This is a genomic window from Pseudomonas sp. MBLB4123 (assembly GCF_051904775.1).
Lineage (GTDB): Bacteria > Pseudomonadota > Gammaproteobacteria > Pseudomonadales > Pseudomonadaceae > Aquipseudomonas > Aquipseudomonas benzenivorans_B.
Window position 1 is genome coordinate 292,673 of the sequence record NZ_CP196711.1, and the last position, 24,799, is coordinate 317,471.

The following is a 24,799-nucleotide window of genomic DNA, read 5'->3' on the forward strand; positions in this document are numbered from 1 at the left end:
CTGGTGGACAGGTAAAGGTTGTCCTCCCTACGCAAATCCCGACCGGCCAGCCGGTTGATATCCGCCAGGAGGCGTTCGTGCGGGTAGGGTCGTTCCAGACCGTGGAACAGGTCGATCTGCAACTCGTCGATCACGTTCGCCGGGCTGGTTGGGCATGATGGGTCCGTCAGGACGGAGAAACGAACAGGCCTCGTCCATTGCAGGCGGGGCCTGGATTGAGCAGCATGATACCCGGGCCAGGTGACGGGCATCGCTGCCTTCAAGCCCGGGCCGGCTCGAGCGGGTGGAGGGGGCTCGGGCGGTGCCGCTGTGCAGGTGGCGTTATGGCCTGACTGCCCCTGCCTGGATGGACTCGGCAGGCGGCGCGAGATTCTCGACCCTGCACTGCGCGGTTATCCGGCCAGCACGGCGCGCTCGTGATACCAGGGCTGCTGCGTGCGTTGCACCAGGCGGTCGATCTGCGGCACCAGCAGGTTGGCGGCCAGGACGGCGAAGCACAGGCCGTCGGCGTACAGGCCGAACTCGCGAATCAGTTCGGTCAGCACGCCGATGGTGGCGCCGAACAGGATGCGCCCGCCACGGGTGTCGGGGCTGGTGACCGGATCGGTGGCGATGAAGAAGGCGGTGAACAGGCAGCCGCCGAGGCTCAGGCTGTACAGGCTTTCCTGCAGGCTGTGGCCGGCGGCCAGGGCCAGCAGGGCCGTGCTGGCGAGCATCGCCAGGGGAATCTCGATGCGGATCACCCGCAGGGCCGCCAGGATCAAACCGCCCGCCACATAGCCGTATCCCGACAGGTTGGGGGTGATCGGGTTGTATTCCCCGAGGGCCAGCTGGGTGGCGCCGGCGAAGGCGTCCAGGCTCAGGCGCGGCGCCAGTTGCAACTGCTGCAGCAGCACCTCTCCGGCGTCCAGATCGAGGGTCCAGGGTGCCTGGTTGGCGGGCGCCGGGTAGAGTTGCTGGTAGAAGCAGATGGCGATGATCCCCAGGCCCACCATGGCGGGGTTGAGGCGATTGCGGCCCAGGCCGCCGCTGCCGTGCTTGCAGAGGGCGAGGGCGGCCAGGCTGGCCACCGCCATCATCCACAGCGGCACCAGCAGCGGCAGGGCGCGGGCCAGGATCAGGCCGAACACCAGCCAGCTCAGGTCGCTCAAGCCCTCGCGCACAGCCTGCCCGCGCAGGTGCAGCAGGCCGGCTTCGAAGCCCAGGGCCAGCAGCACGCACCAGAAGGTCTGCAGCCAGACCACGGGGCCGAACTGCCAGGCATAGAGGACGGTGCCCGGCAGCAGGCACAGGCTGACCAGCAGCATCAGGGTGCGGAGTCGGTGCGGGGTGGGGCGCTGGACCAGGCTCATCGGCGCATCTCCCTCTTGCTCTGGCGGAAGCTGTCGCGCAGCGGCAGGTTGCTCGGGCAGGTGCTGCTGCAGCTGCCGCATTCGATGCAGTCGTCCAGGCGCAGTGCCTGCAGGCCGGGCTGGTCCTGGTTCTGGGCGGCGCTGTAGAGATCCAGCGGTCGGAGCGACATCGGGCAGACATCCACGCAACGGTTGCAGCGAATGCAGCTGGCCGCGGGCTCGGCGGCCGGCAGGTAGCGCTCGGCGCCGAAGATCAGGCAGCTGCTGGTCTTGCTGATGGCGGCGGCGGGGTCCGGCAGGGGCTGGCCCATCATCGGGCCGCCGACCTGGATCATCTGGCCCTCGGCAAAGGCCCCGGCCACCGCGCGCAGGGCGCTGACCGGGTAGCCGATCGGCACCTCGACGTTACCGGGGTATTCGCAGCCCCCGGTCAGCGTCAGCACGCGGGAGATCAGCGGCTCGCCGTGGAACACCGCGCGGCCCAATGCATACAGCGTCGCGACATTGAGCGCCAGCACGCCGATATCGGCCGGCCGGGCGCCAGGCGCCAGGTTGCGGCCGCTCAGGCTCTTGATCATCAGCGGTTGGCCGCCGGCCGGGTAGCGGGTCGGCAGCGGACGGATCTCGACCGGGGTGCGCGCCTGGCGGGCGGCGCCGCGCAAGGCCGCCATCGCCTCGGGTTTGTTGGTTTCGACACCGAAGCGGGTCTGCGCAATGCCCAGCAGGGTGGCCAGGTAGTCGGCTGCCTCGATCAGCGTCGCGGCGCGCTCGCGCATGAGGCGGTCGTCGCAGGTCAGGAAGGGTTCGCACTCGGCGCCGTTGATCAACAGCAGGTCGGGTTGCTGGGCGCCGGACAGCTTGAGGGCCGTGGGGAAGCCGGCCCCGCCCAGGCCGACGATGCCCATCTGCAGCGCCCGTTCGACCAATGCCTCGGGGCTTTGCGGTGGCGCCGGCACGGGGCGCTCGATCCACTCGTCCAGGCCGTCGGCGCGCAGGGTGACGGCCAGCACCGGCTCGGCCGAGTCGGCCGCGAAGGCGGGCCCGACCTGTTGCACGGTGCCGGAGGTGCTGGCATGCACCCAGGGGGTGTTGCCATCGCCCTGGCCTATCACTTCGCCCTTGCGCACACGCTGACCCGGCTGCACGCAGGGCTGGGCGCAGCGGCGACCGCGCTCGAGGGGAATCGTCAGCAGCAGGTGCCCGGCCGGTAGCGGGACAATCGGCGTGGCGTTGGACAGCTGCTTGTAGCCCTTGAGCTTGATGCCGCCGCGCCAGCTGTGCGGCGCCGGCGCGGCGATGTCGAGCAGGCGACGCCACAAGGGCAGCTGTTGGGCCGGGCGCTGGGTGCGGAGGGCAGGCGGCATGCGCTCGACGCTCTGCAACGAATGGCTGGACATTTCCGTCCTCCAGTTTTTGGACACAGACCTCCCTGTGCGGCCTGCACATAAGAGAGTCTTGCTCCAGGGGCTTTGAGGGAAAAACGAGGCGGGACACTCGATCACTCACTAGGTGAGTCAGAGCGCCAAAAGGGCGACTTGTTCGTTTTTTGAACAATTATGCCGACAGGCGGTAGCGCAGCGGCCGGTCAGGATGAGCCGCAGCACAAGCAGCGAGGCGCCGGGAGCAACGCCTGAAAGAGCAAGAGGGGAACAGAGTTATCAGCCATGAACCGACCGCCCCCTCGACCCGGCGGCCCCCGACGGGAGCCCGGGTCTTTCCGGCCCCGAGCAGCGGTCCTGGGGTGACGGTCGCCGATATCCCCGTCGGGGCGAGCGGGCGGCTTGGATAGGCGCGCTCATTTCGCCGCTTCGGCCGCCCCACGCAGGCCGAGCCCCGGTGGACGGCGCTTGATCGGCTGGGATTTGACGATGGCCGTGCTGGTCTGCGCCTTGTCGGCGATGCGGTCGAGGATATGGTCGAGCTGGTCGATGGAGCGCAGGTACAGGCGCGCGATGAAGCAGTCGTCGCCGGTGACCTTGTCGCACTCGCAGAACTCGGCGGTGTCCTCGATCAGTTGCTGCACCCGGTGCAGCATGCCCGGCAGCGGCTTGATGCGGACGATGGCCTGCAACTGGTAACCCAGCGCCCTGGGGTCGATCTCGATGGTGAAACCGCGGATCACCCCGCGCTCTTCCAGGCGGCGCACTCGTTCCGAGGTGGCGGGGGAGGAGAGGCCGACCCGGGCGGCCAGTTCCTTGAGGGTAATGCGCGAGTCCTGCAGCAGCGCGTCGAGGATTTTCAGGTCGAGATCGTCCGGCATTTTTCTAGTCTCAGGTTAATGTTCAATCTACCTTAGATAATTAAGTTTATTTAGAAAATTGCCTTTCTTTGGTTATTTGGCTGGGCCTGGCTCCATACTATCGTAGTCCCCGTCAACTGACGGAGGTATTCCATGAACGGCAAGACGCGCGGCTCGGTCGAGATGACCGCGGCGATGATGATTTCCGGGACCATCGGCTGGTTCGTCCTGTACTCCGGGCAGCCGGCGATGGATGTGGTGTTCTGGCGCTGCGCCATCGGCGCGCCGGTGCTGCTGGCGGTGTGCGCGGCCCTGGGCCTGTTGCGCGGACACCTCACGCCGCGCCTGCTGGGCTTCGCCGCGCTGGGCGGGGTGGCCATCGTACTCAACTGGTTGCTGCTGTTCGCCGCCTACCCGCGGGCCTCCATTTCCATCGCCACGGCGGTGTACAACACCCAGCCGTTTATCCTGGTGGGGCTCGGCGCGCTGTTCCTCGGCGAGCGCCTGACCGCGACCAAGTTGGCCTGGCTGGGCCTGGCCTTCGCCGGCATGCTGCTGATCGTGCAGGCCAAGCCCGGCGCCGGCTATGTCGGCAGCGACTACCTCGGCGGCATCCTCCTGGCCCTGGGCGCGGCCTTCTTCTATGCCCTGGCCGCCCTGGTGGCGAAGAAGCTCAAGGGCACGCCGCCGCACCTGATCGCCCTGATCCAGGTGTGCGTCGGCACCCTGATGCTGGCGCCCTTCGCCAACCTGGCGCAGCTGCCGACGAGTGCGGCCAGCTGGGGCGCGCTGGTCACCCTCGGCGTGGTGCACACCGGGCTGATGTACATCCTGCTGTACGGCGCGATTCAGAAGCTGCCGACCCACCTGACCGGGGCGCTGTCGTTCATCTACCCGGTGGTGGCGATCCTGGTGGACTACCTGGCCTTCGGTCATCAGCTGCAGGCGCTGCAGCTGCTGGGCATCGGCGCCATCCTGCTGGCCGCCGCCGGCATGACCCTGGGCTGGTCGTTGTGGAAGAAGGCCGAGCTGCCGGCCAATGCCTGACGGCTAAGCGAGTGGGAGCTGACGCTGGCCCCGGCCCGGCCCGGCCCGGGGCTGGCGCCGCGCCGGGCTCGCATGCGCCGCAACCCCTCCGCTCAGGGCTCAATCGTCATCGTCGCACTCGACCTCCTTCTTGAAGCTGTCGTGCTTGGCTTCGATCTTGACCCGGCAGCCGCGCTCCCAGTATTCGTCCTTCCACTTGCCGGGCCGCCAGAAGGCGCCGTGGCCGTGGCGGCACTTGATCTCCTCCTTGTAGTCGCCGTCGTCGAACTCGCGCTTGACCCGGCAGGGCCCATCCCAGAACTCCTCTTCCCACTCGTCGTCCCCGTGCCGATGGTCGGCCAGCGCCGGGTTCAGCCAGGCGCCGGCCAATGCGCCCAGCAAGCAGAGGCCCAACAGGTTCTTCACGCTCATCTCATTCACTCCGCCTGAGCAGACTCCGTCAGCCTGTCTGCGATACGACAGCGCAGGACGCGGCTTTATCCATGCCAGGCACGGAATCGGCACGGGGCCAGGGGAGGGCTAGGGCTTGATGTCGGCGTGTCGCTGCTGCCTGCGCCACGCCCCCGGGGTCATGCCGAAGCGTTTGCGGAACTGGCGAATGAAGTGGGTCGTATCCTGCCAGCCCACCAGTTCGGCGACCTGGGCGACCGAGGCGTTGCTGTGCAGCAGGCGGGTACAGGCCTGATGCAGGCGGTTGCTGGTTATCCACTCGCCGACGCTCGCCCCGGTGGCGAGCTTGACCCTGTGGGTGACATAGGCCGGGCTCTTGTGCACGGCTGCGGCCACTTCCGCCAGGCTCAGGGGGCGGCAACAGTGGCGCTGGATATAGTCCAGGACGTTGCCGACCAGCGTGTCGCGGGTCGGCGAGGTCGGCGCCATGGCGTTGCCGACCTCGGCCAGGATCAGGCTCAGCAGGCTCTTGCACAGCGCGTCTGCGCCGGCTCCGCTCGATGCGCTCAGGCGCTGGAGTTCGGCGAAGTACTGCGCCAGCAAGGCTTGTCTGGCCGGGGCGACGCCCATGGCGGGAGCGGCCCCTAGCCGGACCTGGCGAAACGGCGCCATCTGCTGCTGGTTTTCATGCAGTCCCAGGCAGCCGGGGCAGAAGCCCAGCCACCAGATGTCCAGCCCATGCCCCGACAGCAGTTGGTGGGGCACGCCCGCCGGCACTATCACCACGCTTCCCGCCTCCACCTGCAAGGCTTCGCCGTGGCGCATGCGTAGCTGCCCTTCGACGATGAAGGACAGCACGTATTCGGCGTGATGGGTTTCGCGGTCGGCGGCCAGTTGCTCGATGCGAAAGCGCTCGACCTGAAGTGGGGCGACAGGGTGCATCGACGGCCTCCCGGTGGGAAAGGGCGCAGTATAGCGGCGCATGATCGAAAGATAAGCCGATTTTACCCGGGTATCTGCACTGCCCGCTCAGGGGCTCGCTCTCTAATCTGGCGTCATCAATTCACGACGAGGAGAGCGCCATGACGGCCCCTACGCAGCACGAGCAACCCTGGGATGAACGCACCGCCCACTGGTACGCCAGCCAGTATGGCGACTGGCCCACCACCTGGATGCCCATCGAGGCCGAACGCTGGCGGGCAGAGGAAAGCGTGCTCGACATCGGCTGTGGCACGGGCAGCAGCCTGCGTCATCTGCTGGCCCACTGCCCCGATGGCCGGTTGGTGGGCATCGAGCCCTCTGCCGCCATGCTGGCCATTGCCCGGCGGCAGACCCGGCAGGCCGGCCTGGCCGAGCGCATCGAGTTCCACTGCTCCCCGGTCGAGGTCCTGCCTTTGGCGGATGCCAGCATGGACAGCGTCCTGGCTTTCAGCAGCTATCACCACTGGCAGGATGTGGCGCTTGGGCTGGGCGAGGTCTATCGGGTCCTGAAGCCCGGCGGTCGCCTGCTGCTGAGCGAGGAGCCGGAAGTACTGGAACGTGCCGGACTGAATCTGGAGGGCATCCAGCAGCAACTGCTCGCCGCGGGGTTCGACCTGCAGAGCCTGCGGCGCCTGGCCCATGGTGAGGCCCTCTGCGCACTCATCCTGGCGCGCAAGCCTGCGCCGCGCATCTAGGACCAGCTCACGCGACACCCGGGAGTCCGAATATGAATATCACCCTGGCCCTGATGGGCTTGTCGATCTACCTGCTGCTCTGGGAAAAACTGCCGGAGTGGGGCACCTGGTTCAGCCGCATGGTCGAGCGTCTGCCGGCGCCACTGGCCTATCTCTACGAGGCCTGGCGCTGCCCCTATTGCTTCGGTTTCTGGGTTGCCCTGCTGCTGCATGCGCTGACCGGCATCCAGACCATTGCCGCCCTGGACCAGGCTCCCGCCAGGCTGGGCCTCCTCGGTGCACCCTTGTTCTGGGGGCTCGATGCCCTGGCCAGCGCCACCCTGATCATGCTCGGCAAGCTGGGCCTCAGTGCCCTCGCGGTGCCGGCGATCAAGGGCCACCGGATGACCCAGGCCTTCAAGCAGCAATTGCGCGACCCTCAGGCCGGCCAAGGCTGAACGCGCGGCGGAAGGGGTTCTGTCTGCGCGCCGGCGCCTCAGTTCAACCGGTAGCGCGCCAGTTCCTCGGCCGACAGCACGCGCATCCTGTGCGGTTCGATGCGCCGCATCTCCTCGGCCAGGCCGGTGGGGATATTCATCTCGCGGAAGTAGGCGGCCGGGCTGTAGCCTTGGTCGCCCTGGAGCCGCTGGGCCTGGACCGAGTCGCCGGCCGGGAAGGGCGGACGGTGCAGGCCGACATGGCCGCGCACGGTCTTCTTGTGCCCGGCGGCCAGCAGGTAGATGCAGCTGCCCTGGCAGACGCCGTTGCTCGGCACCAGGGCGTCGAAACGGGTCTCGCGCAGCAAGCGGCCCATGCGGATGGCCTCAGGGGCGCTGCCGCCGATGTTGTCCAGCAGCACGATCTTGCGGTCGAAGCGCCCGGGATTGGCCCGCAGGCCTCGTAGCAGGAGCTCGTAGTCGCCCGGGGCGATGTCCTCGGAGATCCGCGCGGCCAGCACCGAGCCGAGGCGCTTGTCGTGGGCGGCCTCGACTTCGACCCTGGCCTGGAGGGCGGCCGAGCACAGCGCCGAGAGGCAGAGCAGTGCGGCCTGGATAAGGGGTGTGCGCATGAGGTGACGGGTCCTGATAGCGGCGGTGCGCAGAAGATACCTGCAGCCGCCGGCCGGCGCATCTGCTGGCGCAGGGCCAGGGCCGGGCAGCGGCAGGGCTTTCCCGCGGCGGGGACAACCGGCTAAGGTGCGCGCTTCGACTCCCCGGTAAAGGAACACCCGATGAGCCTGCATGGTGACTACGATCCGCAGAACATCTTCGCCCAGATCATTCGCGGCGAGGCCCCCTGTTTCAAACTGTACGAGGACGACGAGGTGCTGGCCTTCCTCGACCTGTTCCCGCAGGCCCTCGGCCATACCCTGGTGATCCCCAAGCGGGTGGCGGCGCGCAACCTGCTGGAGGTCGACGCGGACAGCCTGGCCAAGCTGATGGCGGCGACCCAGCGCCTGGCCCGGGTGCTGGTCGAGGAGTTGCAGCCGGACGGCGTGCAGGTGGCGCAGTTCAACGGTGCGCCGGCCGGGCAGACGGTGTTTCACCTGCACATGCACATCATCCCGCGTTTCGCCGGCCAGGGCCTGGGCATCCACGCCGCCCACAAGGCCGACCCGGCCGAGCTGGCGGCGCTGCAGGCACGCCTGGTCGCGCGCATCGAAGGTTGAGATGGCGTTACTCAGCGGGCACGCAGGGCCCGCTGGTTGGACTGGTAGATGTTGTCGGCCTGCGGTATTTCGCCGGTTTCCAGGGCCTGCAGCCAGTCGCCGGTGCTGAGCACCGCGGCGAAGCCGGTGTGCATGACCACGCAGAACACCCGGTGAATCTCCTCGGCCGTGGCGCTGCCCAAGGCGTTGCGGTAGGGGGGTGAGCCGGCGGCATCGTGCAGCAGCTCGACCTGCCAGCCCTCATGGCGGGCTTGGCGCACGGTGGAGTCGTCGCAGTTGTGGGTCATGTAGCCGACCACGCTTAGGGTGTCGATCCGGTGCTGTCGCAGGTAGGCCGCCAGGTCGGTGCCGGCGAAGGCGCTGGCCATCCGCTTCTGGATGAAGTGGTCGCGCGGGCGGTTCGCCACCAGTGGATGCAACTCGGCGTTGTGGCTGCCGCTGGCGAAGATCGGCGCGCCTTCGGGCAGCAGGTGCTGCATGACGATCACCGGGATGCCGGCGGCGGTGGCGGCATCCATGGCGGTGGCGATATTGGCCATGGATTGCTCGATGGATGGGTATTCGATACGCAGATTGCCGGTGACGTATTCGTTCTGCACGTCGATGACGATCAGGGCGCGTTTCGGTTGCTGGTTCATGGCAGGCTCCTCGGGGTGTGGGATGGTGCTGATTGTTCCCCCGCCTCGTGGCTATCGGTGAGTGGCCCGAGTGCCGGCGTGCGTTAAGATCGGGCCAAATCGTCTGTTCCGGAACAACGCCATGCCTGCTCATCGAATTGCCGTGGTCGCCTTCGACGGCATCACGCCTTTTCATCTATCCGTGCCCTGCCTGGTGTTCGGCGAGCTAGGTCCGGGCAAGAATCTCTATGAGGTGCGGGTGTGTGCGGCGAAGGCGGGCACACTGGGCACCACGGCCGGTTTCGACCTGCAGGTGGCCCATGGCCTGGAGGCGCTGGAGTGGGCGCAGACGGTGATAGTGCCGAGCTGGCACGACCCGGCCGAGCGGCCGCCGCAGCAGTTGTTGGATGCGCTGGTGCGGGTCCATGAGCGCGGCGCACGCCTGGTCGGCCTGTGCCTGGGGGCCTATGTGCTAGCCGAGGCCGGCCTGCTCGACGGGCGCGCCGCCACGACTCATTGGGCCTGGGCCGAGGATTTTGCCGCGCGCTTCCCACGGGTGCGCCTGAACGCCGAGGTGCTGTATCTGGAGGACGGTCAATTGCTGACCTCGGCCGGCACGGCCGCGGCCATCGACTGCTGCCTGCATCTGTTGCGCCGCCAGCACGGCGCCGAGCTGGCCAACGGGGTGGCGCGGCGGCTGGTGGTCCCGCCGCATCGCCAGGGCGGCCAGGCACAGTTCATCGAGCAACCGCTGCCGGCCAGCCAGCGAGACGATCGCCTGGCGGGGCTGCTCGACTGGCTGCGCGCCAATTTGCACCAGCCCCATGGCCTGGACAGCCTGGCGCAGCGGACATTGTTGAGTCGGCGCAGCTTCACCCGGCACTTTCGCCAGCTCACCGGCTGCACCCTGGGCGACTGGTTGTTGGCCGAGCGTCTGGCCCTGAGCCAGCGCCTGCTGGAGGGCAGCGAGCATTCGATCGAGGCCATCGCCGGCCTGACCGGTTTCGGCTCGCCCGTGTCGCTGCGCCAGCATTTCGGCCGGGCGTTCGGCGTGTCGCCGAGCGGCTACCGGCAGAGTTTTCGCGGGCGCTAGTCGCATCCCGGCTTGTGCGTTGCCGCCACCCTGCCAATACTCAGGCGGTACTTCTCGTGCCCATGGAGGGCTCCATGCGATTGATCTGCGCCGTACTGCCGTTGCTGGCCTTGGCCGGTTGTTCATCCTTCCCCGCCGACCCGGAGCATGTCAGCCAGGTGCCCGGCGAGCGCCTGCTGGCCTATCAGCAGGCCGTCGCCGGCAGCGGTGAGCTGGTGGTCGAGCGCGACCTGGGCATGCTCGGCGGTGGCTGCTACGTGGCGGTGCTGGTCGACCGCAAGGTGGCGGCGCGCATCGGCATCGGCGAGCGGGCGCGCTTCCAGGTGCCGGCGGGCACCCGGGTGCTGGGCATCGGCATCGACGAGCAGGACGACACGCTGTGCGGCAAGGGCCGTCTGCGCCGGGAACTGGCGGTGCCGGTGAGCCCCGGGCAGCGCCAGCACTTCCGTATCGTCAGCGAGGCCAAGAGCGGTTTCGACATCCGCCCCGTCGCCCCCTGAGCCAGCGCAGCCGCCGGGGCGGTCACCTAAGCTTTGGGTATGACCGCCTCCCACAAGCCCAGGCGCAAGATCGGCGGCCGGGGCGCTATCGTCACCCTGACCCTGAGCCCCGCGCTAGACATCGCCACCCAGATTCCGCGCCTGCGCGCGGAGGCCAAGCTGCGCTGCACGCCCCCTATCTACACGCCCGGTGGCGGCGGCATCAACGTCGCTCGGGCGATCCATGCGTTGGGCGGCCGTGCCCTGGCCCTGTTTCCCGCCGGCGGGGCCAGTGGCCAGCAGTTGGTCGAGCTGCTCGCTGCCGAGGGGGTGGCCACTCAGCCCCTGGCCATCGCCGAGCGGACCCGCGAGTGCCTCAACGTGCTGGAGCAGGCCGGTGCCCAGCAGTACCGCTTCGTCCTGCCCGGGGCGTGCCTCAGCGCGGCCGAACAGACGCGGCTGCTGGAGGCCGTGGCGGCCCTGCCGACGCCGGAGTACCTGGTGATCAGTGGCAGCCTGCCGCCGGGGTTGGCGGCCGACTTCCTGCCGCGCCTGCTGCATGACGTCATCGGGCGCGGGATACGCTGCATCCTCGACAGCTCCGGCGAGGCGCTGCGCCAGGCCCTGGAGGCGGGCGGGGTGTTCATGATCAAGCCCAACCTCAACGAGCTGTGCAGCCTGGCCGGCGAGGCGATCGACGGGCCGGAGCGGCTCGCCGGGTTCGCCCGGGAACTGGTGGACGGCGGTGGCTGCGCGAACGTGCTGGTGTCGCTCGGCGCTCAGGGGGCGTTGCTGGTGGGGCAGGGCCGGCGCGAGTGGCTCGCCGCCCCCAGGGTGCAACGCTGTAGCACCGTGGGGGCGGGCGACAGCCTGGTGGCCGGGGTGACCCTGAAACTGGCGGCCGGTGCGCCCTGGCGCGAGGCGCTGTGCTACGGCGTGGCGGCCGGCAGTGCGGCGATCATCGGCGAGGGCGGTGCGCTGTGCCGGCTCGCGGATACCGAGCGCCTGTTCGCCTGGCTACAGGTCCACGGGCAGGGCTGAGCCTGTCGCGCAAGATGCCCGCCGCGAGCTCAGGCGGTTTTGCCGAAGCTGGCCAGCTGATCGATCAGCAGGTTGAGGACATGGCGGCGCGTGACGACGCCGAGCACCTTGCGGCTGCCGTCGATCACCGGGTAGCTCTTGGGCTTGTCGCCGAGCATCTGCTGGGCCAGTTCGAGCGGATCGTCGCCGAGCTTCACGCACAGCACGTCGGTGCGCATGATGTCGCGGACGGTGGCCACCCGCTGGTTGTGGTAGACCACCTGAAGGCTGATCTGCAGGCATTCCTGCTCGGAAATCCAGCCCAGCAGCAGGCCGTCGGCGTCGACCACCGGGCCGCCCAGCATGGCGTGCCTCATCAGCCTGGCGGACGCCGCGACCACCGGCATGTCGGGGTGGATCACGGCGAAGTCTTTGCTCATGCAGCGGGCGATAGAGGCAGTAATCACAGGGCTACTCCAGGTTGAGACGGACGCGCTTGACGTGGGTCGTCGGGGGAAGGCTGGGTCATGTCGCCCGGGCAGTCTGTTTGCGCAGCCGCGGCAAGGGCGGAGCTGGGCGGTGAGCCCGGGCACCTGGCCAAAGCAAGTTCCAGGCCGCAACACGCCAAGGGCGCTATGCCGGCTGCCGGCGCGGCTTCCGAGGTCGCGTGGCCGACAACTGATGCTGCACGATGGTGCAATAAAGTCGTTTTTGGTGCGCCGCATTGCTCCTGAGGCGTGCTCCTGCTGCATGGCCCATGGGCTGCCCGGTTCGTACAGGCGGGGAGAGAAATGGAACTGTGCACGGGCCAAGGCAGTCGGAGGAGCGGTTCGCCGCCACCGACAGCGTCCCCGTTTCGACCGGGGTGCCGGTCGCGGCGAGAACGCGCAGCGGGCGGATGCCAGGCGGCTACTGCTCTGGCTTCTCCCGGCGCATTTCATTATTGTGGCGCCCCGCCAAAAAGCCCGAGTAATCAATATGTTGGAAAATAATCTGAGTCAGCTGGAAGAGCTTGTCGGTAACCTCGTCCAGGAGAACAAGGCACTGCTGGAGAGCAACGCGCAGCTACGCGGCGAACTGGCTCAATTGAAGGAAGAGAACGACAGCCTGCAGCTCAGCGCACTGGAGCAAGAGGAGCTGCACAGCGCCACGGCGGCGCGCATTCAAGCCCTGGTTGCGCTGGCCGCAGGCAGCGCCGCCACCAGTGCGAGTCCTGCCCAAGCATGAGCCTCGAAGGGGAAACGGTCAGCGTCATTTCCATTCTCGGCAATGACTACAGCATCAAGGCGCCTGCCGGCAAACAGCAGGCCCTGAGCGCCTCGGCGCAATTGCTCAAGCGCCTCCTGGCCGAAACCAAGGCCGCCTCGCCATCGCTGGTGGGCGACAGGTTGCTGGTGCTGACGGCACTGAAGCTCTGTGCGCAGCAACTCGAACTGGAGCAGCGCCATCGCCAGGACATCCAGCAACTCGAGGAGCAGGTGAGCACTCGGGTCGCGGGCATCGCCGGCCTGATCCGCCAGTCATGAGCACCCGGCACTGGCGCGGCGAGCAGGGATTGCCTGGAGGCGAACACGGGCAACCCCTGACGATGCGCAACCCCTAGGGCCGGGCGGTTACATCTCGATAACTTCGGCGAGCTCTATGCTGCCGCCCGCCGCCAGGATCGGGCATTTGCGCGCATGCTCGATGACCGCGTCCAGCGACGCCGCCTCGATCAGGCTGTAGCCACTGGCCGGATTGCTCCCGCCGTTGTGGGTGATCGAGCCATCGCTGTTGACGGTGGTCGAAAGGCCGACAGGATTGCCGGGGTCGGCCACCGCAGCCCCCATGGACGCAAACCAGTCGCTCCAGGCCCGCATCACCCCGGAAACCTCATCGGGGGTTTGGGGGCTGCTACCACCGTGATACACAAACAGATACTTGGCCATCTCAGTCCTCCTGGGTCAGTCCACTGGTCACGGGCTCACGCCGCGCGCATGCCTTACACCCTAGTCGACTGGCCGAGGGGGAAATCGACACCTGTCGGGGAAATACCGCCATGGGCTGACGGCTGGCATAAAGGCGCATCACCCGGCGCGAAATGGGCGCGGTGGAGGTCGAGCAGTGCTTGTCTTATCTGGCCGTGTTGAGCCCGCTGGATCGCTGAAGGGCAGGGCTACAGTCGCCCTTCGCGGTGCAGGCGGCGCAGCACCCAGTGCCGGTAGCACCAGGACAGCGGCGGCGTGAGGCCGGGTAGGCCGAGCAGCCAGGCCAGCGGGCGTAACGCCCGGGTGCGTGACATGAGCAGGATGTAGGCGTCGAGTTCGCGGTGGATGCGCCCCTGTTCGTCCTGCACATGCAGTTCGGTGAGCGCCCGGTAGGGGTCGATGCCGAGGGCGCGCAGTTGCTCGTCCTGTCCGGTGATATCGACCCATTCGACGCTGTCGTCGTGCTGCGCGAGGCGTTCGTAGCGGCGGCGGTCGGCCACGCAGCGCGGGCAGGCGCCGTCGTAATAGACCTTGAGTCGGGCCATGGGCTTGGCCTGGTGGTGGGCGGTGTTGTCAGTCTAGCGGGGTGGGGCGGGAAGGCCCCTTCCCGCGCAGGGAGGGGGCGCGGCAGGTCAGAGCAGCTCGGCCCACATGTCGTATTCGTCGGCGTCGACGATGCGCACGCGCACCTTGTCGCCGGGGCTCAGGTCGGTGCTGGCGATGAACACGCTGCCATCGATCTCCGGGGCGTCGGCATAGCAGCGGGCGACGGCGCCCTGGTCGTCGACCTCGTCGATCAGCACCTCCATTTCCTTGCCGACCTTCAGCTGCAGGCGGGCGGCGCTGATGGCCTGCTGGTGGGCCATGAAGCGGTCCCAGCGTTCCTGCTTGACCTCGTCCGGCACCGGCGCGAGGTCGAGGTCGTTGGCCGGGGCGCCGTCCACCGGGGAGTACTGGAAGCAGCCGACGCGGTCGAGCTGGGCCTCGGTCAGCCAGTCGAGCAGGTACTGGAAGTCTTCCTCGGTTTCGCCGGGGAAGCCGACGATGAAGGTCGAGCGGATGGTCAGCTCCGGGCAGAGCTCGCGCCAGGCCTTGATGCGGGCCAGGGTCTTGTCCTCGAAGGCCGGGCGCTTCATGGCCTTGAGCACCTTGGGGCTGGCGTGCTGGAAGGGGATGTCGAGGTAGGGCAGCAGCTTGCCGGCGGCCATCAGCGGGATCAGCTCGTCGACGTGCGGGTAGGGGTAGACGTAGTGCAGGCGCACCCACACGCCCATGGAGGACAGCGCCTCGCACAGTTCGGTCATGCGCGTCTTCACCGGCCGGCCGTTCCAGAAGTCGGTCTTGTACTTCATGTCGACGCCGTAGGCGCTGGTGTCCTGGCTGATCACCAGCAGTTCCTTGACCCCGGCCTTGACCAGGCGTTCGGCTTCGCTGAGCACCTCGCCGACCGGACGGCTGACCAGCTTGCCGCGCATCGAGGGGATGATGCAGAAGCTGCAGCTGTGGTTGCAGCCTTCGGAAATCTTCAGGTAGGCGTAGTGGCGTGGGGTCAGCTTGACGCCCTGGGGCGGCACCAGGTCGATCAGCGGGTTGTGTTCGGTGGAGGGTGGCACCACTTCGTGCACGGCATTGAGCACCTGCTCGTACTGCTGCGGGCCGGTCACCGAGAGCACGGAGGGGTGTACCTCGCGGATCGCGCCTTCTTCCACGCCCATGCAGCCGGTGACGATGACCTTGCCGTTCTCGGCGATGGCCTCGCCAATGACTTCCAAAGACTCCGCCTTGGCGCTGTCGATGAAGCCGCAGGTGTTGACCACCACCACGTCGGCGTCCTCGTAGGTCGGTACGACCTCGTACCCCTCCATGCGCAGCTGGGTCAGGATGCGTTCGGAGTCCACCAGGGCCTTGGGGCAACCCAGTGAAACGAATCCGACTTTCGGCGTGGCGGGGGTGGACATGCGACTGACCTCGGGCTGGGGCGGGGCGCCGATGGCGCCATTGATCAAAAAGTGCGCAATTCTAGCGGTCGATTGCGAACTTGACCAGTCTCGCGCGCGACGGCGCGCGTGTGCCTTGTTGCGGGTGGACAGGCTGAGCGCTCCGAGTGGTTGTTCGCGGCTCGCCCGCTGGCTCCCGGGATGCTGCCCTGGTGGTGGGAATCGGCAACTAGGCTGCGGACTGGTTCGTGCAAGTAGAGAAGCTGAAACGAAAAAGGCCACTCGCTTGAGTGGCCTTTTTCGTGAATTGGTTGCGGGAGCAGGATTTGAACCTACGACCTTCGGGTTATGAGCCCGACGAGCTACCAGACTGCTCCATCCCGCGACGGCTATTCTATTCGTTTGAGCGCTGCTGTCAATCGATTCCTGCTTTTTAATCAATTAGTTAAATCAGAAAATCGAACGCAAACGAAAAAGGCCACTCGTTCGAGTGGCCTTTTTCGTGAATTGGTTGCGGGAGCAGGATTTGAACCTACGACCTTCGGGTTATGAGCCCGACGAGCTACCAGACTGCTCCATCCCGCGGCGGCCATTCTATAGTTTAGAGGCGCCCTGTCAACCATTAGTTCGGAAAAAATTGTTGTTCGTTCAGATGCTTAGCGTTTCGTGACGTTGCCGTTACGGCTGCCGGCCGCACCGTGCGGGCCGTTGCGGGCAGTCGGGTGCGTTCTGGCTCCTGGCCGGAAAGTCGACATTTATCGGTCTGGGCGCCGGCCGTAATAGCCGATGGCGATGCTCATGGGCTAGAGTCCGTGGCCATTCGGCGGGACAATTGCCGGGGCACTCGAAGGCCGGGGCTGTGGCTTACAGGTCCAGCCTTGTGCATCGAGGAGCCCGACATCCGACATGTAGCCGACAACCTGTACCAGGCCCATCATGACCGCCCGCAAGATCATTCACGTCGATTGCGACTGCTTCTATGCCGCCATAGAGATGCGCGACGACCCCAGCCTGGCGAGCAAGCCGCTGGCGGTGGGGGGCGCGGCGGATCGCCGGGGGGTGATCGCCACCTGCAATTACGAGGCGCGGGCCTACGGCGTGCGCTCGGCGATGGCGTCCGGGCATGCGCTCAAGCTGTGTCCGGAGCTGCTGATCGTCAAGCCGCGGATGGAGGCCTACAAGGCGGTCTCCCGGCAGATCCACGCCATCTTTCGCGACTACACCGAGGTCATCGAGCCGCTCTCGCTGGACGAGGCCTACCTGGATGTATCCGCCAGCCCGCATTTCTCCGGCAGCGCCACGCGCATCGCCCAGGATATCCGCCGGCGGGTGTCCCGGGAGCTGCACATCACGGTGTCGGCGGGCGTGGCGCCGAACAAGTTCCTGGCCAAGATCGCCAGCGACTGGCGCAAGCCCAACGGCCTGTTCGTGATCACGCCGGATCAGGTCGAGGCGTTCGTCGCCGAGTTGCCGGTGAGCAAGCTGCACGGGGTGGGCAAGGTGACCGCGGACAAGCTCGGGCGCCTGGGCATTCACAGCTGTGCGGACCTGCGCGAGTGGCACAAGTTGAGCCTGGTCAAGGAGTTCGGCCACTTCGGCGAGCGTCTCTGGAGCCTGGCTCGGGGGATCGACGAGCGCCCGGTGCAGACCGACAGTCGGCGGCAGACGGTGAGCGTGGAAAACACCTATGACCACGATCTGCCGGACCTGCCGGCCTGCCTGGCGCAACTGCCGTCGCTGCTGGAGGAGCTGGCCCGGCGCCTGGCGCGCCTGGACGCCAGCTACCGACCGGACAAGCCCTTCGTCAAGGTCAAGTTCCACGACTTCACCCAGACCACCCTGGAACAGGCCGGCGCCGGTCGCGACCTGGACAGCTACAGGGCGCTGCTGAGTGCGGCCTTCGCCCGCGGCGACAAGCCGGTGCGGCTGCTCGGGGTGGGGGTTCGACTGCACGATCTGCGTGGCCGGCACGAGCAGCTGGAGCTGTTCGCGCCGTAGGGCGAATGTGGACTTTCACATCCGCCGTGGCTCCCGGCGCCGGTGCGGCGGTTCGTCGCCGGGGGGCGTTTTCCCGTCAGCCTTCCTGCGGCAGCAGGCGCAACGGCTTGCCGGTCTCGGGCCACAGGCGCAGCTGGTCGAGGGGCGAGGCGTCCCAGCGCACGACCTTGTCGAGGCTGTCGAGAAAGCGCGCTTCCTGTTCCATCAGCGCCGGGGCGCACAGCTTGCGGGTGCTGCCAACGGGGCCGAAGCGCAGGGCCTGGCCTTCCAGCTCATAGGGGGCGAACCAGTGGTTGCAGCCGGCATTGCCGTAGGCGCGGCCGTCCTCGCCGAGGGTGATGCTCAGGTGGCTACGGTCCAGTACCGGACGTTCGCCTAGCCATTCGAGTCGGTAGCTGCGCTCGGTTTCCAGCTGCACGGGCGTGCTGGCGCAGCCGAGCAGGCTGGCGCCGAGCAGGGTGACGGCGAGGGGGCGTGACATCGTCGGGCGTCCTATTGGCAGGCGGGGCACAGATGGCGACCGTTCTGGCCGCGCCAGCCGAGTTCAGTGATCCGCGCTTCGGCCGCCGGTGCCTGGGCCTGCTTGCCGAGGGCGGCGTCGACGGCGAATTCGAAATCGAGCTGCTTGGCGCAGCCGTCGCATTTGACCTGCCAGTTGTGGATGGCCAGCTCGCCGAAGGCCGGGCCGTGGGCGACCGCAACCCACTGGCCGCGCGGGTTGATCAGGTGACGGACCTTGTCGACCTGCAGGCGCATGCTCAGATCGCGGCTGCCCTTGAGGGTAACCAGCAGGCCGTCGCCGCCATGGATCGAGCCGCCGTTGCCGGTGACCTGATAGCGGCCCGGCGCCAGGGCGCGGCATTCGATCAGGGTGTGCTCGGGGTTGAGCAGGTTGTAGCGGAAGTCGTGTTCGGCCATGGCTCCTCCAAAATAGGCGCGAATGCTATCACGGGCCGGGGGTTAGCCGATTGACCGGCGAGCCGGCCGCCCAGGCGGCGATATTGTCCCGGGTGGTGGTGGCGATGGCCGCCAGGGCCTCGTGGGTGAGAAAGGCCTGGTGGGCGGTGACGATGACATTGGGGAAGGTCAGCAGGCGTGCCAGCACGTCGTCCTGCAGCGGCCGGTCCGAGCAGTCCTCGAAGAACAGCTCGGCCTCCTCCTCGTAGACATCCAGGCCGAGGTAGCCGAGCTGGCCGCTCTTCAGCGCCGCGATCAGCGCCGGGGTGTCGACCAGCGCGCCGCGCCCGGTGTTGATCAGCATGACTCCGCGCTTCATCCGGGCCAGGCGTGCGGCGCCGATCAGGTGGCGGCTGGCCTCGTTCAGCGGGCAGTGCAGGCTGATGATGTCGCAGCTTTCGATCAGCCGGTCCAGGGCCACCTGCTGGGCCCCCAGCTGCGCCAGGTCGGCCACCGGACTGGGGTCGTAGACCTGCACGCGACAGCCGAAGCCGGCCATGATGCGGGCGAAGACGCGGCCTATGCTGCCGCAGCCGATGACCCCGACCTGTTTGCCGTGCAGGTCGAAGCCGGTCAGCCCATGCAGGGAAAAGTCGCCCTCGCGGGTGCGGTTGAAGGCGCGGTGGATGCGCCGGTTCAGGGCCAGGATCAAGGCTGCCGCGTGCTCGGCTACCGCATGGGGCGAATAGGCCGGTACCCGCACGACCTCGAGGCCGAGCTGCTGCGCGGCCTGCAGGTCGACGTGGTTGTAGCCGGCCGAGCGCAGGGCGATCAGCCGGGTGCCGCCGGCGGCCAGGCGCCGCAGTACCGGCGCCGACAGGTCGTCGTTGATGAAGGCGCAGACCACCTCGCAGTGCTGCGCCAGGGCGACCGACTGCAGCCCCAGGCGGGCCTCCTGGAACTGCAGCTGCCAGCCCTGCGGCAGGTCGGCGGCGAGAAAGCTGTCGCGCTCGTAGGGTCTGCTGCTGAACAGGATGATGCGAATGGGGACTCCTCGTTGCCCGTCCGCTAGGCGCTGGCCCGGGCTTCGCTGGCCAGTCGTTCGATCGCCGCGTCCAGCTCGTCCAGGGCCTCCTGGGCGGCCGGGTCGTTCTGTTTCAGCAGGGACTCGCTACGCTGGCAGGCGGCCCGCAATTGCGGTACGCCGCAATAACGGGTGGCGCCGTGCAGGCGATGGACCCGCTCGATCAGGGCGCCGTGCTCGCCGTTGGCACGGGCCTGGCGAATCGCCTGGCGGTCGCCGGGCAGGCCGGCCAGCAGCATGTTCAGCATGTCGGCGGCCAGGTCGGCCTTGCCGGCGGCCAGGCGCAGGCCTTCGGCGCTATCCAGCACGCTCGGCTGGCTGGCGCTGACGAGTGCCTCGGCGGAGCGCTCCGGGCCCTGGCGGCGCAGGGCCAGGCCGGTCCACTTGAGGACCACCTGGGCCAGTTGCCGCTCGCTGATGGGCTTGCTGCGATAGTCGTCGAGACCGCTCTGCAGCAGGGCGCGGCGTTCGTTGGCCAGGGCGTGGGCGGTCAGGGCGATGACCGGCACCGCCGTGCGCTGCTGTTCGGCTTCCCACTGGCGAATCGCCTCGGTGGTCTGGCGACCGTCCATGCCGGGCATCTGCACGTCCATGAAGATCAGGTCGAAGTCGTCCTGCTGGACCCGCTCCAGGGCGCGCTGGCCACTGTCGGCGCCGCTCACCACGGCGCCCATGTCCTCCAGCAGGGTCTGCACCAGCAGCAGGTTGGCCGGGTTGTCGTCGACGCAGAGGATGCGCGGTGCCCGGCCCGGTGGCGGGTCGGTCTCCCGGCGCAGCGGCAGCCGGGGGCTGATCAGCTCGGCCAGGGCGCGCTGCAGCTTGCGGGTGCAGGCGGGTTTGGCCTGCAGCTGGCTGTAGGCGTCGGGCAGGGCCTCGTGGTAGAGCGCCTGTTCGGTGGTGGGGCAGAGCACCACGGTCTTGCAGGCCAGGTGCTGCAGGTCCCAGATGCGCTGGCCGAGGCGCTCCGGCGGCAGGATCTGGGCGGTGACGCCGAGTACCGCCAGCTCGATCGGCTGGTCGCCGTGGCGGGCGTTTTCGACAGCGGCGAGCAGGCTGTCGAGTTCGGCGAAGGCGCTGACCTTCAGGCCGCAATCCTCCAGTTGGTGTTGCAGGGCCTGGCGTGCCAGCTCATGGCTCTCCAGGAGCGCCGCGCGGCGGCCGAGCAGGGGCGGGCGGGGCAGGTCCTCGGCGTCGTCGCGGGCCTTCGGCAGGCTCAGGCTGACCCAGAACTCGGAACCCTGGCCGGGCGTGCTGTCGACGCCGATCTCGCCGCCCATCTGTTCGATCAGGCGCTTGGAGATCACCAGGCCCAGGCCGCTGCCGCCGGCCTGGCGCGACAGCGAGTTGTCGGCCTGGCTGAAGGCCTGGAACAGCGCGCGCAGGTCTTCGTCGGACAGGCCGATGCCGGTGTCCTGCACGCTGATGCGCAGCTGGGCACGGTCGGCGCTCTCGTCCTCGAGCATGGCGCGCAGGACGATGCTGCCTTCGCGGGTGAACTTGATCGCGTTGCTCACCAGGTTGGTCAGCACCTGCTTGAGCCGCAGCGGGTCGCCGACCAGCGACAGCGGCGTGTCGCGATAGACCAGGCTGAGCAGCTCCAGCTGTTTCTCGTGGGCCGCCGGGGCGAGGATGGTCAGGGTGTCCTGGAGCAGGTCGCGCAGGTTGAAGGGGATGTTCTCCAGCACCAGCTTGCCGGCGTCGATCTTGGAGAAGTCGAGGATCTCGTTGATGATCCCCAGCAGGCTGTCGGCGGATTTCTCGATGGTGTCCAGGTAGTCCTGCTGGCGCGGGGTCAGCTCGCTCTTCTGCAGCAGGTTGGTGAAGCCGAGGATGCCGTTGAGCGGGGTGCGGATCTCGTGGCTCATGTTGGCGAGGAACTCGGACTTGATGCGGCTGGCTTCCAGGGCCTCCTTGCGCGCGAAGTCCAGCTCGATGTTCTGGATCTCGATGGTTTCCAGGTTTTGTCGCACGTCTTCGGTGGCCTGGTCGATGCTGTGCTGCAGTTCCTCCTGGGCATTCTGCAGGTTCTCGGCCATGCGGTTGATGCCCGAGGCCAGCTTGTCCAGTTCATGGCTGCCGAGCGACGGCAGGCGGGTCTCCAGGTGGCCGTCCTTGAGCAGGGCGACGCCGTGCTTGAGGCGCCGCAGCGGCTCGTTGATGCTGCGGCTCATGCGCAGGGCCAGCAGCGCGGTGACGCTCAGTCCGGCGACGATCAGCAGCAGGCTGGCGAACAGGCTGCGGTAGCCGCTGAGCAGGGTGCTGTGGTGCGACAGCTCCAGCTCCACCCAGCCGAGCAGGCGGCTGGCGGGCTCGCGGGGCGGCGCGCCGGTCAGGCTCAGGTGTTGCTCGAACACCGGCAGGAGGAAGCGCGTGGCGTCCTGGCCGGTGCGGCGTGCCGCCTGCAGTTCGCCACCGACCGGCGCGGCGTTGAGCATGCTGGGGCCGGCATGGGCCAGGTTCCGGCCATCGCCGGCACGGAACCCGACCGCACGGACGTCCGGCTGTTCCAGGGCCTGCTTGGCGATGCGCTGCAGCAGGGCGGCGTCGGCCCGCTGCAGCGCGGGCGCGGCCAGGGGGGCGAGCTGTTCGACGACCATCTCCCCGCGCTGCAGCAACTGGGCCTGCAGACCCGACAGCTGCACCCAGGTGAAATAGCCGCCGAGCACCAGTGCCAGCAGGCAGGTCGGCAGCAGGGTGAGCATCAGTACGCGACTCTTGATGCCTAGATCCTTGAACACTCGCTTCCTCCCGCCTGGCCTGGTCTCAGTCCACAAGCCGGCAGTTTAGCGGTTGGCCTCGGGCGAATGACAGGCCCGTGCGTGTCGACGTGGACGGGAGGCAGGTCATCGCTGCGTTAGGGTCGCCGCCGGTTTGCCGTTATCATGGGGGCCCCTTCTTGCCGTCCGGATTCGATCGACGCCATGACCCTGCAATTCCCCACCATTGCCGATTGCGTCGGCAACACCCCGCTGGTGCGTTTGCAGCGCCTGCCGGGTAGCACTTCCAACACCCTGCTGGTCAAGCTGGAGGGCAACAACCCGGCCGGATCGGTGAAGGACCGCCCGGCCATGTCGATGATCACCCGCGCCGAGTTGCGCGGCGATATCCGTCCCGGCGACACCCTTATCGAGGCCACCAGCGGCAACACCGGCATCGCCCTGGCCATGGCGGCGGCGATCAAGGGCTACGAGCTGATCCTGATCATGCCGGACAACATGAGCGCCGAGCGCAAGGCGGCGATGACCGCCTACGGCGCCGAGCTGGTGCTGGTGTCCCGCGAGGATGGCATGGAGGGCGCCCGCGACCTGGCCGAGAGCCTGCAGCGCGGCGGTCGCGGCAAGGTGCTCGACCAGTTCGCCAACGGCGACAACCCCGAGGCCCACTACAGCGGCACCGGCCCGGAGATCTGGCGCCAGACCCAGGGGCAGATCACCCACTTCATCAGCTCCATGGGCACCACCGGCACCATCATGGGCGTGTCGCGCTACCTCAAGGAGCAGAGCCCGCAGGTGCAGATCGTCGGCCTGCAGCCGATGGAAGGCGCGTCGATTCCCGGCATCCGTCGCTGGCCCCAGGAGTACCTGCCGAAGATCTACCAGGCCGAGCGGGTCGATCGCATCGTCGACATGCCCCAGCGCGAGGCCGAAGACTGCATGCGTCGCCTGGCGCGCGAAGAAGGCATCTTCTGCGGAGTGTCCTCCGGTGGCGCCGTGGCGGCCATGCTGCGCCTGTCCCAGGAGGTGGAGAACGCGGTGATGGTGGCGATCATCTGCGATCGTGGCGACCGTTACCTGTCCACCGGCGTGTACGACACGCCCCACGACTGATGGCCAAGAAGAACGGCGGGCTGCGCTTCCAGCCCAGCGGCGGCGCCCGTGCGCCGCTGGTGCCGGTGGGCAAGAAGCAGCGTCTGAAAATCGAACGCCTGGCCAACGATGGTCGCGGCATCGGCTTCGTCGAGGGGCGCACCTGGTTCGTCAGCGGCGCCTTGCCCGGCGAGGATGTCGAGGCGCGGGTGCTGGGGGGCCGCAGTCAGGTGGTGGAGGCGCGCGGCGAGCGCATTTTCGAGGCCAGCGCCCAGCGCCGCAGCGAACCCTGTGCCCATGCGCGTACCTGCGGCGGCTGCAGCGTGCAGCATATGCCCCATGCCGACCAACTTGCCCTGAAACAGCGCATGCTCGCCGAGCAGCTCGGCCGCCTGGCCGAGCTGCAGCCGGAGCAATGGGCGGCGCCCCTGGTCGGCCCCGAGTTCGCCTATCGCCGCCGTGCGCGCATCGCCGTGCGCTGGGACGCCAAGGCCGGGCGCCTGGACGTCGGCTTTCGTGCCGCGGCCAGCCAGGACATAGTCGCCATCGCCGACTGCCCGGTATTGGTACAGCCCTTGCAACCGATCCTGCATGCCTTGCCGGCCGTGCTGGCGAGCCTGGACAAGCCCCAGGCCATCGGCCATGTGGAGCTGTTCCAGGGCACCGCCAGCGCCGTTCTGGTGCGCCATACGGCGCCCCTGGGCGAGGACGACCTGGCGCGGCTGCAGGCGTTCTGCGTGGCCCGGGACGCGCAGCTGTGGCTGCAGGGTAGCGGCGCGCCGCAGCCGTGCGCCGCCGGTGTCGAGCTGGGCTATCGCCTGGAGGCCTGGGATCTGCAGCTGGCCTATCGGCCGGGGGATTTCGTCCAGGTCAATGCGCCGGTGAACGAGGCCATGGTCGCCCAGGCCCTGGAGTGGCTGGCGCCTCGGGCGGACGAGCGGGTGCTGGACCTGTTCTGCGGCCTGGGCAACTTCGCCCTGCCGCTGGCCCGCCGGGTGCGCGAGGTGGTGGCGGTGGAAGGGGTGCAGGCGATGGTCGAGCGCGCGGCGCAGAACGCCGCGAGCAACGGCCTGGACAACGTGCGGGTGGTGCGGGCCGACCTGGCCGAGCCGCTGGCCGATGCCGGCTGGGCCCGGGGCGGCTTCACCGCGGTGCTGCTCGATCCGCCGCGCGACGGCGCCCTGCAGGTGGTCAAGCAGGTCGGTGCCCTGGGCGCCGAGCGCCTGGTCTATGTGTCGTGCAATCCGGCGACCCTGGCCCGTGACAGCGTCGAGCTGGTGCGGCAAGGTTACCGGCTGAGACGGGCCGGCATCCTCGACATGTTCCCGCAGACCGCCCATGTCGAGGCGATGGCCTTGTTCGAGCGTCCCTAGGGCGCGGAGTCATGATTCAAGACGCCCTGGGCGGGGATGAATGGCAGGCTAAGCCCCTTGGCTTTGCCACCTTTTGTCCTTATCTAGGGAGTGCAGCGGGGGCGCAGGGACTGTGCCTTCAGTGGTTAAACCGACCGGCTCGAAGAAGGCGGCGACTGTTCGGCACGCCTGGCGCG

27 protein-coding genes and 2 tRNA genes are annotated in these 24,799 nt (G+C 68.1%); 12 read left to right on the plus strand and 17 right to left on the minus strand.

Annotated elements, in window-relative coordinates; genetic code table 11:
* Positions 1-392 precede the first annotated feature (392 nt).
* The 3 genes from ACSX1C_RS01390 to ACSX1C_RS01400 all read right to left on the minus strand — a co-directional run bounded on the left by ACSX1C_RS01390 (position 393) and on the right by ACSX1C_RS01400 (position 3,612).
* Positions 393-1,352 carry an RnfABCDGE type electron transport complex subunit D gene (locus tag ACSX1C_RS01390; protein ID WP_439887917.1) on the minus strand — a complete coding sequence of 320 codons (960 nt, stop codon included), beginning with the start codon at positions 1,350-1,352 and terminating at the stop codon, positions 393-395.
* On the minus strand, positions 1,349-2,749 hold the full coding sequence (gene rsxC / locus ACSX1C_RS01395; RefSeq protein ID WP_439887918.1) for an electron transport complex subunit RsxC: 1,401 nt from the start codon (positions 2,747-2,749) through the stop codon (positions 1,349-1,351). Before rsxC ends, ACSX1C_RS01390 begins: the two co-directional genes overlap by 4 nt.
* Positions 2,750-3,147: 398 nt before the next feature.
* Positions 3,148-3,612 (minus strand): Lrp/AsnC family transcriptional regulator, encoded by a 465-nt coding sequence (locus ACSX1C_RS01400; protein WP_318642759.1) that lies wholly within the window; start codon positions 3,610-3,612, stop codon positions 3,148-3,150.
* 132 nt (positions 3,613-3,744) lie between these two features.
* Here ACSX1C_RS01400 and ACSX1C_RS01405 point away from each other — a divergent pair, with 132 nt between their 5' ends.
* Complete coding sequence (locus ACSX1C_RS01405) at positions 3,745-4,638, plus strand: DMT family transporter (protein WP_439887919.1); 894 nt, start codon at positions 3,745-3,747, stop codon at positions 4,636-4,638.
* A gap of 99 nt (positions 4,639-4,737) precedes the next feature.
* Here the strand turns inward: ACSX1C_RS01405 and ACSX1C_RS01410 are convergent, their stop codons facing one another.
* The gene (locus tag ACSX1C_RS01410) at positions 4,738-5,049 is read right to left on the minus strand and encodes a hypothetical protein (protein WP_439887920.1); all 312 of its coding nucleotides are present in this window, start codon (positions 5,047-5,049) and stop codon (positions 4,738-4,740) included.
* A 108-nt stretch (positions 5,050-5,157) separates the two neighbouring features.
* Positions 5,158-5,970 (minus strand): AraC family transcriptional regulator, encoded by an 813-nt coding sequence (locus tag ACSX1C_RS01415; protein ID WP_439887921.1) that lies wholly within the window; start codon positions 5,968-5,970, stop codon positions 5,158-5,160.
* Positions 5,971-6,110: 140 nt separating this feature from the next.
* Between ACSX1C_RS01415 and ACSX1C_RS01420 the strand changes: the two genes are divergently transcribed.
* Both ACSX1C_RS01420 and ACSX1C_RS01425 read left to right on the plus strand, forming a co-directional pair.
* Complete coding sequence (locus tag ACSX1C_RS01420) at positions 6,111-6,704, plus strand: class I SAM-dependent methyltransferase (protein WP_439887922.1); 594 nt, start codon at positions 6,111-6,113, stop codon at positions 6,702-6,704.
* A gap of 32 nt (positions 6,705-6,736) precedes the next feature.
* Positions 6,737-7,141, plus strand: coding sequence for a hypothetical protein (locus tag ACSX1C_RS01425; protein ID WP_439887923.1), 405 nt, complete (start codon positions 6,737-6,739; stop codon positions 7,139-7,141).
* Between the two features lie 38 nt (positions 7,142-7,179).
* On the opposite strand, the gene ACSX1C_RS01430 is transcribed toward ACSX1C_RS01425, so the two are convergent.
* The gene (locus ACSX1C_RS01430) at positions 7,180-7,752 is read right to left on the minus strand and encodes a hypothetical protein (protein ID WP_439887924.1); all 573 of its coding nucleotides are present in this window, start codon (positions 7,750-7,752) and stop codon (positions 7,180-7,182) included.
* A gap of 162 nt (positions 7,753-7,914) precedes the next feature.
* Between ACSX1C_RS01430 and ACSX1C_RS01435 the strand changes: the two genes are divergently transcribed.
* On the plus strand, positions 7,915-8,352 hold the full coding sequence (locus tag ACSX1C_RS01435; RefSeq protein ID WP_439887925.1) for an HIT family protein: 438 nt from the start codon (positions 7,915-7,917) through the stop codon (positions 8,350-8,352).
* An 11-nt stretch (positions 8,353-8,363) separates the two neighbouring features.
* Here ACSX1C_RS01435 and ACSX1C_RS01440 read toward each other — a convergent pair whose 3' ends face one another.
* Positions 8,364-8,990 (minus strand): cysteine hydrolase family protein, encoded by a 627-nt coding sequence (locus tag ACSX1C_RS01440; protein WP_439887926.1) that lies wholly within the window; start codon positions 8,988-8,990, stop codon positions 8,364-8,366.
* 121 nt (positions 8,991-9,111) lie between these two features.
* Between ACSX1C_RS01440 and ACSX1C_RS01445 the strand changes: the two genes are divergently transcribed.
* The 3 genes from ACSX1C_RS01445 (at position 9,112) to ACSX1C_RS01455 (ending at position 11,582) form a co-directional block, all read left to right on the plus strand.
* Positions 9,112-10,062, plus strand: a complete 951-nt coding sequence (locus ACSX1C_RS01445; RefSeq protein WP_439887927.1) for a GlxA family transcriptional regulator — start codon at positions 9,112-9,114, stop codon at positions 10,060-10,062.
* A gap of 74 nt (positions 10,063-10,136) precedes the next feature.
* On the plus strand, positions 10,137-10,562 hold the full coding sequence (locus ACSX1C_RS01450; RefSeq protein WP_439887928.1) for a 3-isopropylmalate dehydratase: 426 nt from the start codon (positions 10,137-10,139) through the stop codon (positions 10,560-10,562).
* A 39-nt stretch (positions 10,563-10,601) separates the two neighbouring features.
* Positions 10,602-11,582 (plus strand): 1-phosphofructokinase family hexose kinase, encoded by a 981-nt coding sequence (locus tag ACSX1C_RS01455; RefSeq protein ID WP_439887929.1) that lies wholly within the window; start codon positions 10,602-10,604, stop codon positions 11,580-11,582.
* Positions 11,583-11,611: 29 nt separating this feature from the next.
* Here ACSX1C_RS01455 and ACSX1C_RS01460 read toward each other — a convergent pair whose 3' ends face one another.
* Positions 11,612-12,028, minus strand: a complete 417-nt coding sequence (locus ACSX1C_RS01460) for a CBS domain-containing protein (RefSeq protein ID WP_439887930.1) — start codon at positions 12,026-12,028, stop codon at positions 11,612-11,614.
* Between the two features lie 511 nt (positions 12,029-12,539).
* Between ACSX1C_RS01460 and ACSX1C_RS01465 the strand changes: the two genes are divergently transcribed.
* Complete coding sequence (locus ACSX1C_RS01465; protein ID WP_439887931.1) at positions 12,540-12,788, plus strand: hypothetical protein; 249 nt, start codon at positions 12,540-12,542, stop codon at positions 12,786-12,788.
* Positions 12,785-13,087 (plus strand): cell division protein ZapA, encoded by a 303-nt coding sequence (locus ACSX1C_RS01470; protein WP_439887932.1) that lies wholly within the window; start codon positions 12,785-12,787, stop codon positions 13,085-13,087. Before ACSX1C_RS01465 ends, ACSX1C_RS01470 begins: the two co-directional genes overlap by 4 nt.
* A gap of 87 nt (positions 13,088-13,174) precedes the next feature.
* Here the strand turns inward: ACSX1C_RS01470 and ACSX1C_RS01475 are convergent, their stop codons facing one another.
* The 5 genes from ACSX1C_RS01475 to ACSX1C_RS01495 form a co-directional block, all read right to left on the minus strand.
* The gene (locus ACSX1C_RS01475) at positions 13,175-13,489 is read right to left on the minus strand and encodes a hypothetical protein (protein WP_318642733.1); all 315 of its coding nucleotides are present in this window, start codon (positions 13,487-13,489) and stop codon (positions 13,175-13,177) included.
* Positions 13,490-13,716: 227 nt separating this feature from the next.
* Positions 13,717-14,073 carry a thiol-disulfide oxidoreductase DCC family protein gene (locus ACSX1C_RS01480; protein ID WP_439887933.1) on the minus strand — a complete coding sequence of 119 codons (357 nt, stop codon included), beginning with the start codon at positions 14,071-14,073 and terminating at the stop codon, positions 13,717-13,719.
* 87 nt (positions 14,074-14,160) lie between these two features.
* A complete protein-coding gene (rimO, locus tag ACSX1C_RS01485; protein ID WP_439887934.1) occupies positions 14,161-15,486 on the minus strand; it encodes a 30S ribosomal protein S12 methylthiotransferase RimO in 1,326 nt (441 codons plus the stop codon).
* 287 nt (positions 15,487-15,773) lie between these two features.
* A tRNA-Met gene (locus tag ACSX1C_RS01490) sits at positions 15,774-15,850 on the minus strand.
* A gap of 123 nt (positions 15,851-15,973) precedes the next feature.
* A tRNA-Met gene (locus ACSX1C_RS01495) sits at positions 15,974-16,050 on the minus strand.
* A gap of 351 nt (positions 16,051-16,401) precedes the next feature.
* Between ACSX1C_RS01495 and dinB the strand changes: the two genes are divergently transcribed.
* A complete protein-coding gene (dinB, locus tag ACSX1C_RS01500; protein WP_439887935.1) occupies positions 16,402-17,463 on the plus strand; it encodes a DNA polymerase IV in 1,062 nt (353 codons plus the stop codon).
* A gap of 76 nt (positions 17,464-17,539) precedes the next feature.
* Here dinB and ACSX1C_RS01505 read toward each other — a convergent pair whose 3' ends face one another.
* From ACSX1C_RS01505 to ACSX1C_RS01520, 4 genes are read right to left on the minus strand one after another with little or no spacing between them, the layout of a single operon-like run.
* Positions 17,540-17,944 carry an META domain-containing protein gene (locus ACSX1C_RS01505; RefSeq protein ID WP_439887936.1) on the minus strand — a complete coding sequence of 135 codons (405 nt, stop codon included), beginning with the start codon at positions 17,942-17,944 and terminating at the stop codon, positions 17,540-17,542.
* An 11-nt stretch (positions 17,945-17,955) separates the two neighbouring features.
* A complete protein-coding gene (locus ACSX1C_RS01510) occupies positions 17,956-18,381 on the minus strand; it encodes a hypothetical protein (RefSeq protein ID WP_439887937.1) in 426 nt (141 codons plus the stop codon).
* A 28-nt stretch (positions 18,382-18,409) separates the two neighbouring features.
* Positions 18,410-19,405, minus strand: coding sequence for a 2-hydroxyacid dehydrogenase (locus ACSX1C_RS01515; protein ID WP_439889464.1), 996 nt, complete (start codon positions 19,403-19,405; stop codon positions 18,410-18,412).
* Between the two features lie 23 nt (positions 19,406-19,428).
* Positions 19,429-22,182: a response regulator gene (locus tag ACSX1C_RS01520; protein ID WP_439887938.1), complete on the minus strand. Its 2,754-nt coding sequence runs from the start codon at positions 22,180-22,182 to the stop codon at positions 19,429-19,431.
* 183 nt (positions 22,183-22,365) lie between these two features.
* Here ACSX1C_RS01520 and cysM point away from each other — a divergent pair, with 183 nt between their 5' ends.
* A complete protein-coding gene (gene cysM / locus ACSX1C_RS01525) occupies positions 22,366-23,271 on the plus strand; it encodes a cysteine synthase CysM (RefSeq protein ID WP_439887939.1) in 906 nt (301 codons plus the stop codon).
* Complete coding sequence (rlmD, locus tag ACSX1C_RS01530; RefSeq protein WP_439887940.1) at positions 23,271-24,623, plus strand: 23S rRNA (uracil(1939)-C(5))-methyltransferase RlmD; 1,353 nt, start codon at positions 23,271-23,273, stop codon at positions 24,621-24,623. Before cysM ends, rlmD begins: the two co-directional genes overlap by 1 nt.
* Positions 24,624-24,799: the final 176 nt, after the last annotated feature.

Excerpts from the sequence above, each read along its gene's own strand:
- ACSX1C_RS01390 (WP_439887917.1), bottom strand. The coding sequence starts at position 1,352 with ATGAGCCTGGTCCAGCGCCCCACCCCGCACCGACTCCGCACCCTGATG.
- rsxC (WP_439887918.1), bottom strand. The coding sequence starts at position 2,749 with ATGTCCAGCCATTCGTTGCAGAGCGTCGAGCGCATGCCGCCTGCCCTC.
- ACSX1C_RS01400 (WP_318642759.1), bottom strand. The coding sequence starts at position 3,612 with ATGCCGGACGATCTCGACCTGAAAATCCTCGACGCGCTGCTGCAGGAC.
- ACSX1C_RS01405 (WP_439887919.1), top strand. The coding sequence starts at position 3,745 with ATGAACGGCAAGACGCGCGGCTCGGTCGAGATGACCGCGGCGATGATG.
- ACSX1C_RS01410 (WP_439887920.1), bottom strand. The coding sequence starts at position 5,049 with ATGAGCGTGAAGAACCTGTTGGGCCTCTGCTTGCTGGGCGCATTGGCC.
- ACSX1C_RS01415 (WP_439887921.1), bottom strand. The coding sequence starts at position 5,970 with ATGCACCCTGTCGCCCCACTTCAGGTCGAGCGCTTTCGCATCGAGCAA.
- ACSX1C_RS01420 (WP_439887922.1), top strand. The coding sequence starts at position 6,111 with ATGACGGCCCCTACGCAGCACGAGCAACCCTGGGATGAACGCACCGCC.
- ACSX1C_RS01425 (WP_439887923.1), top strand. The coding sequence starts at position 6,737 with ATGAATATCACCCTGGCCCTGATGGGCTTGTCGATCTACCTGCTGCTC.
- ACSX1C_RS01430 (WP_439887924.1), bottom strand. The coding sequence starts at position 7,752 with ATGCGCACACCCCTTATCCAGGCCGCACTGCTCTGCCTCTCGGCGCTG.
- ACSX1C_RS01435 (WP_439887925.1), top strand. The coding sequence starts at position 7,915 with ATGAGCCTGCATGGTGACTACGATCCGCAGAACATCTTCGCCCAGATC.
- ACSX1C_RS01440 (WP_439887926.1), bottom strand. The coding sequence starts at position 8,990 with ATGAACCAGCAACCGAAACGCGCCCTGATCGTCATCGACGTGCAGAAC.
- ACSX1C_RS01445 (WP_439887927.1), top strand. The coding sequence starts at position 9,112 with ATGCCTGCTCATCGAATTGCCGTGGTCGCCTTCGACGGCATCACGCCT.
- ACSX1C_RS01450 (WP_439887928.1), top strand. The coding sequence starts at position 10,137 with ATGCGATTGATCTGCGCCGTACTGCCGTTGCTGGCCTTGGCCGGTTGT.
- ACSX1C_RS01455 (WP_439887929.1), top strand. The coding sequence starts at position 10,602 with ATGACCGCCTCCCACAAGCCCAGGCGCAAGATCGGCGGCCGGGGCGCT.
- ACSX1C_RS01465 (WP_439887931.1), top strand. The coding sequence starts at position 12,540 with ATGTTGGAAAATAATCTGAGTCAGCTGGAAGAGCTTGTCGGTAACCTC.
- ACSX1C_RS01470 (WP_439887932.1), top strand. The coding sequence starts at position 12,785 with ATGAGCCTCGAAGGGGAAACGGTCAGCGTCATTTCCATTCTCGGCAAT.
- ACSX1C_RS01475 (WP_318642733.1), bottom strand. The coding sequence starts at position 13,489 with ATGGCCAAGTATCTGTTTGTGTATCACGGTGGTAGCAGCCCCCAAACC.
- ACSX1C_RS01480 (WP_439887933.1), bottom strand. The coding sequence starts at position 14,073 with ATGGCCCGACTCAAGGTCTATTACGACGGCGCCTGCCCGCGCTGCGTG.
- rimO (WP_439887934.1), bottom strand. The coding sequence starts at position 15,486 with ATGTCCACCCCCGCCACGCCGAAAGTCGGATTCGTTTCACTGGGTTGC.
- dinB (WP_439887935.1), top strand. The coding sequence starts at position 16,402 with ATGACCGCCCGCAAGATCATTCACGTCGATTGCGACTGCTTCTATGCC.
- ACSX1C_RS01505 (WP_439887936.1), bottom strand. The coding sequence starts at position 17,944 with ATGTCACGCCCCCTCGCCGTCACCCTGCTCGGCGCCAGCCTGCTCGGC.
- ACSX1C_RS01510 (WP_439887937.1), bottom strand. The coding sequence starts at position 18,381 with ATGGCCGAACACGACTTCCGCTACAACCTGCTCAACCCCGAGCACACC.
- cysM (WP_439887939.1), top strand. The coding sequence starts at position 22,366 with ATGACCCTGCAATTCCCCACCATTGCCGATTGCGTCGGCAACACCCCG.
- rlmD (WP_439887940.1), top strand. The coding sequence starts at position 23,271 with ATGGCCAAGAAGAACGGCGGGCTGCGCTTCCAGCCCAGCGGCGGCGCC.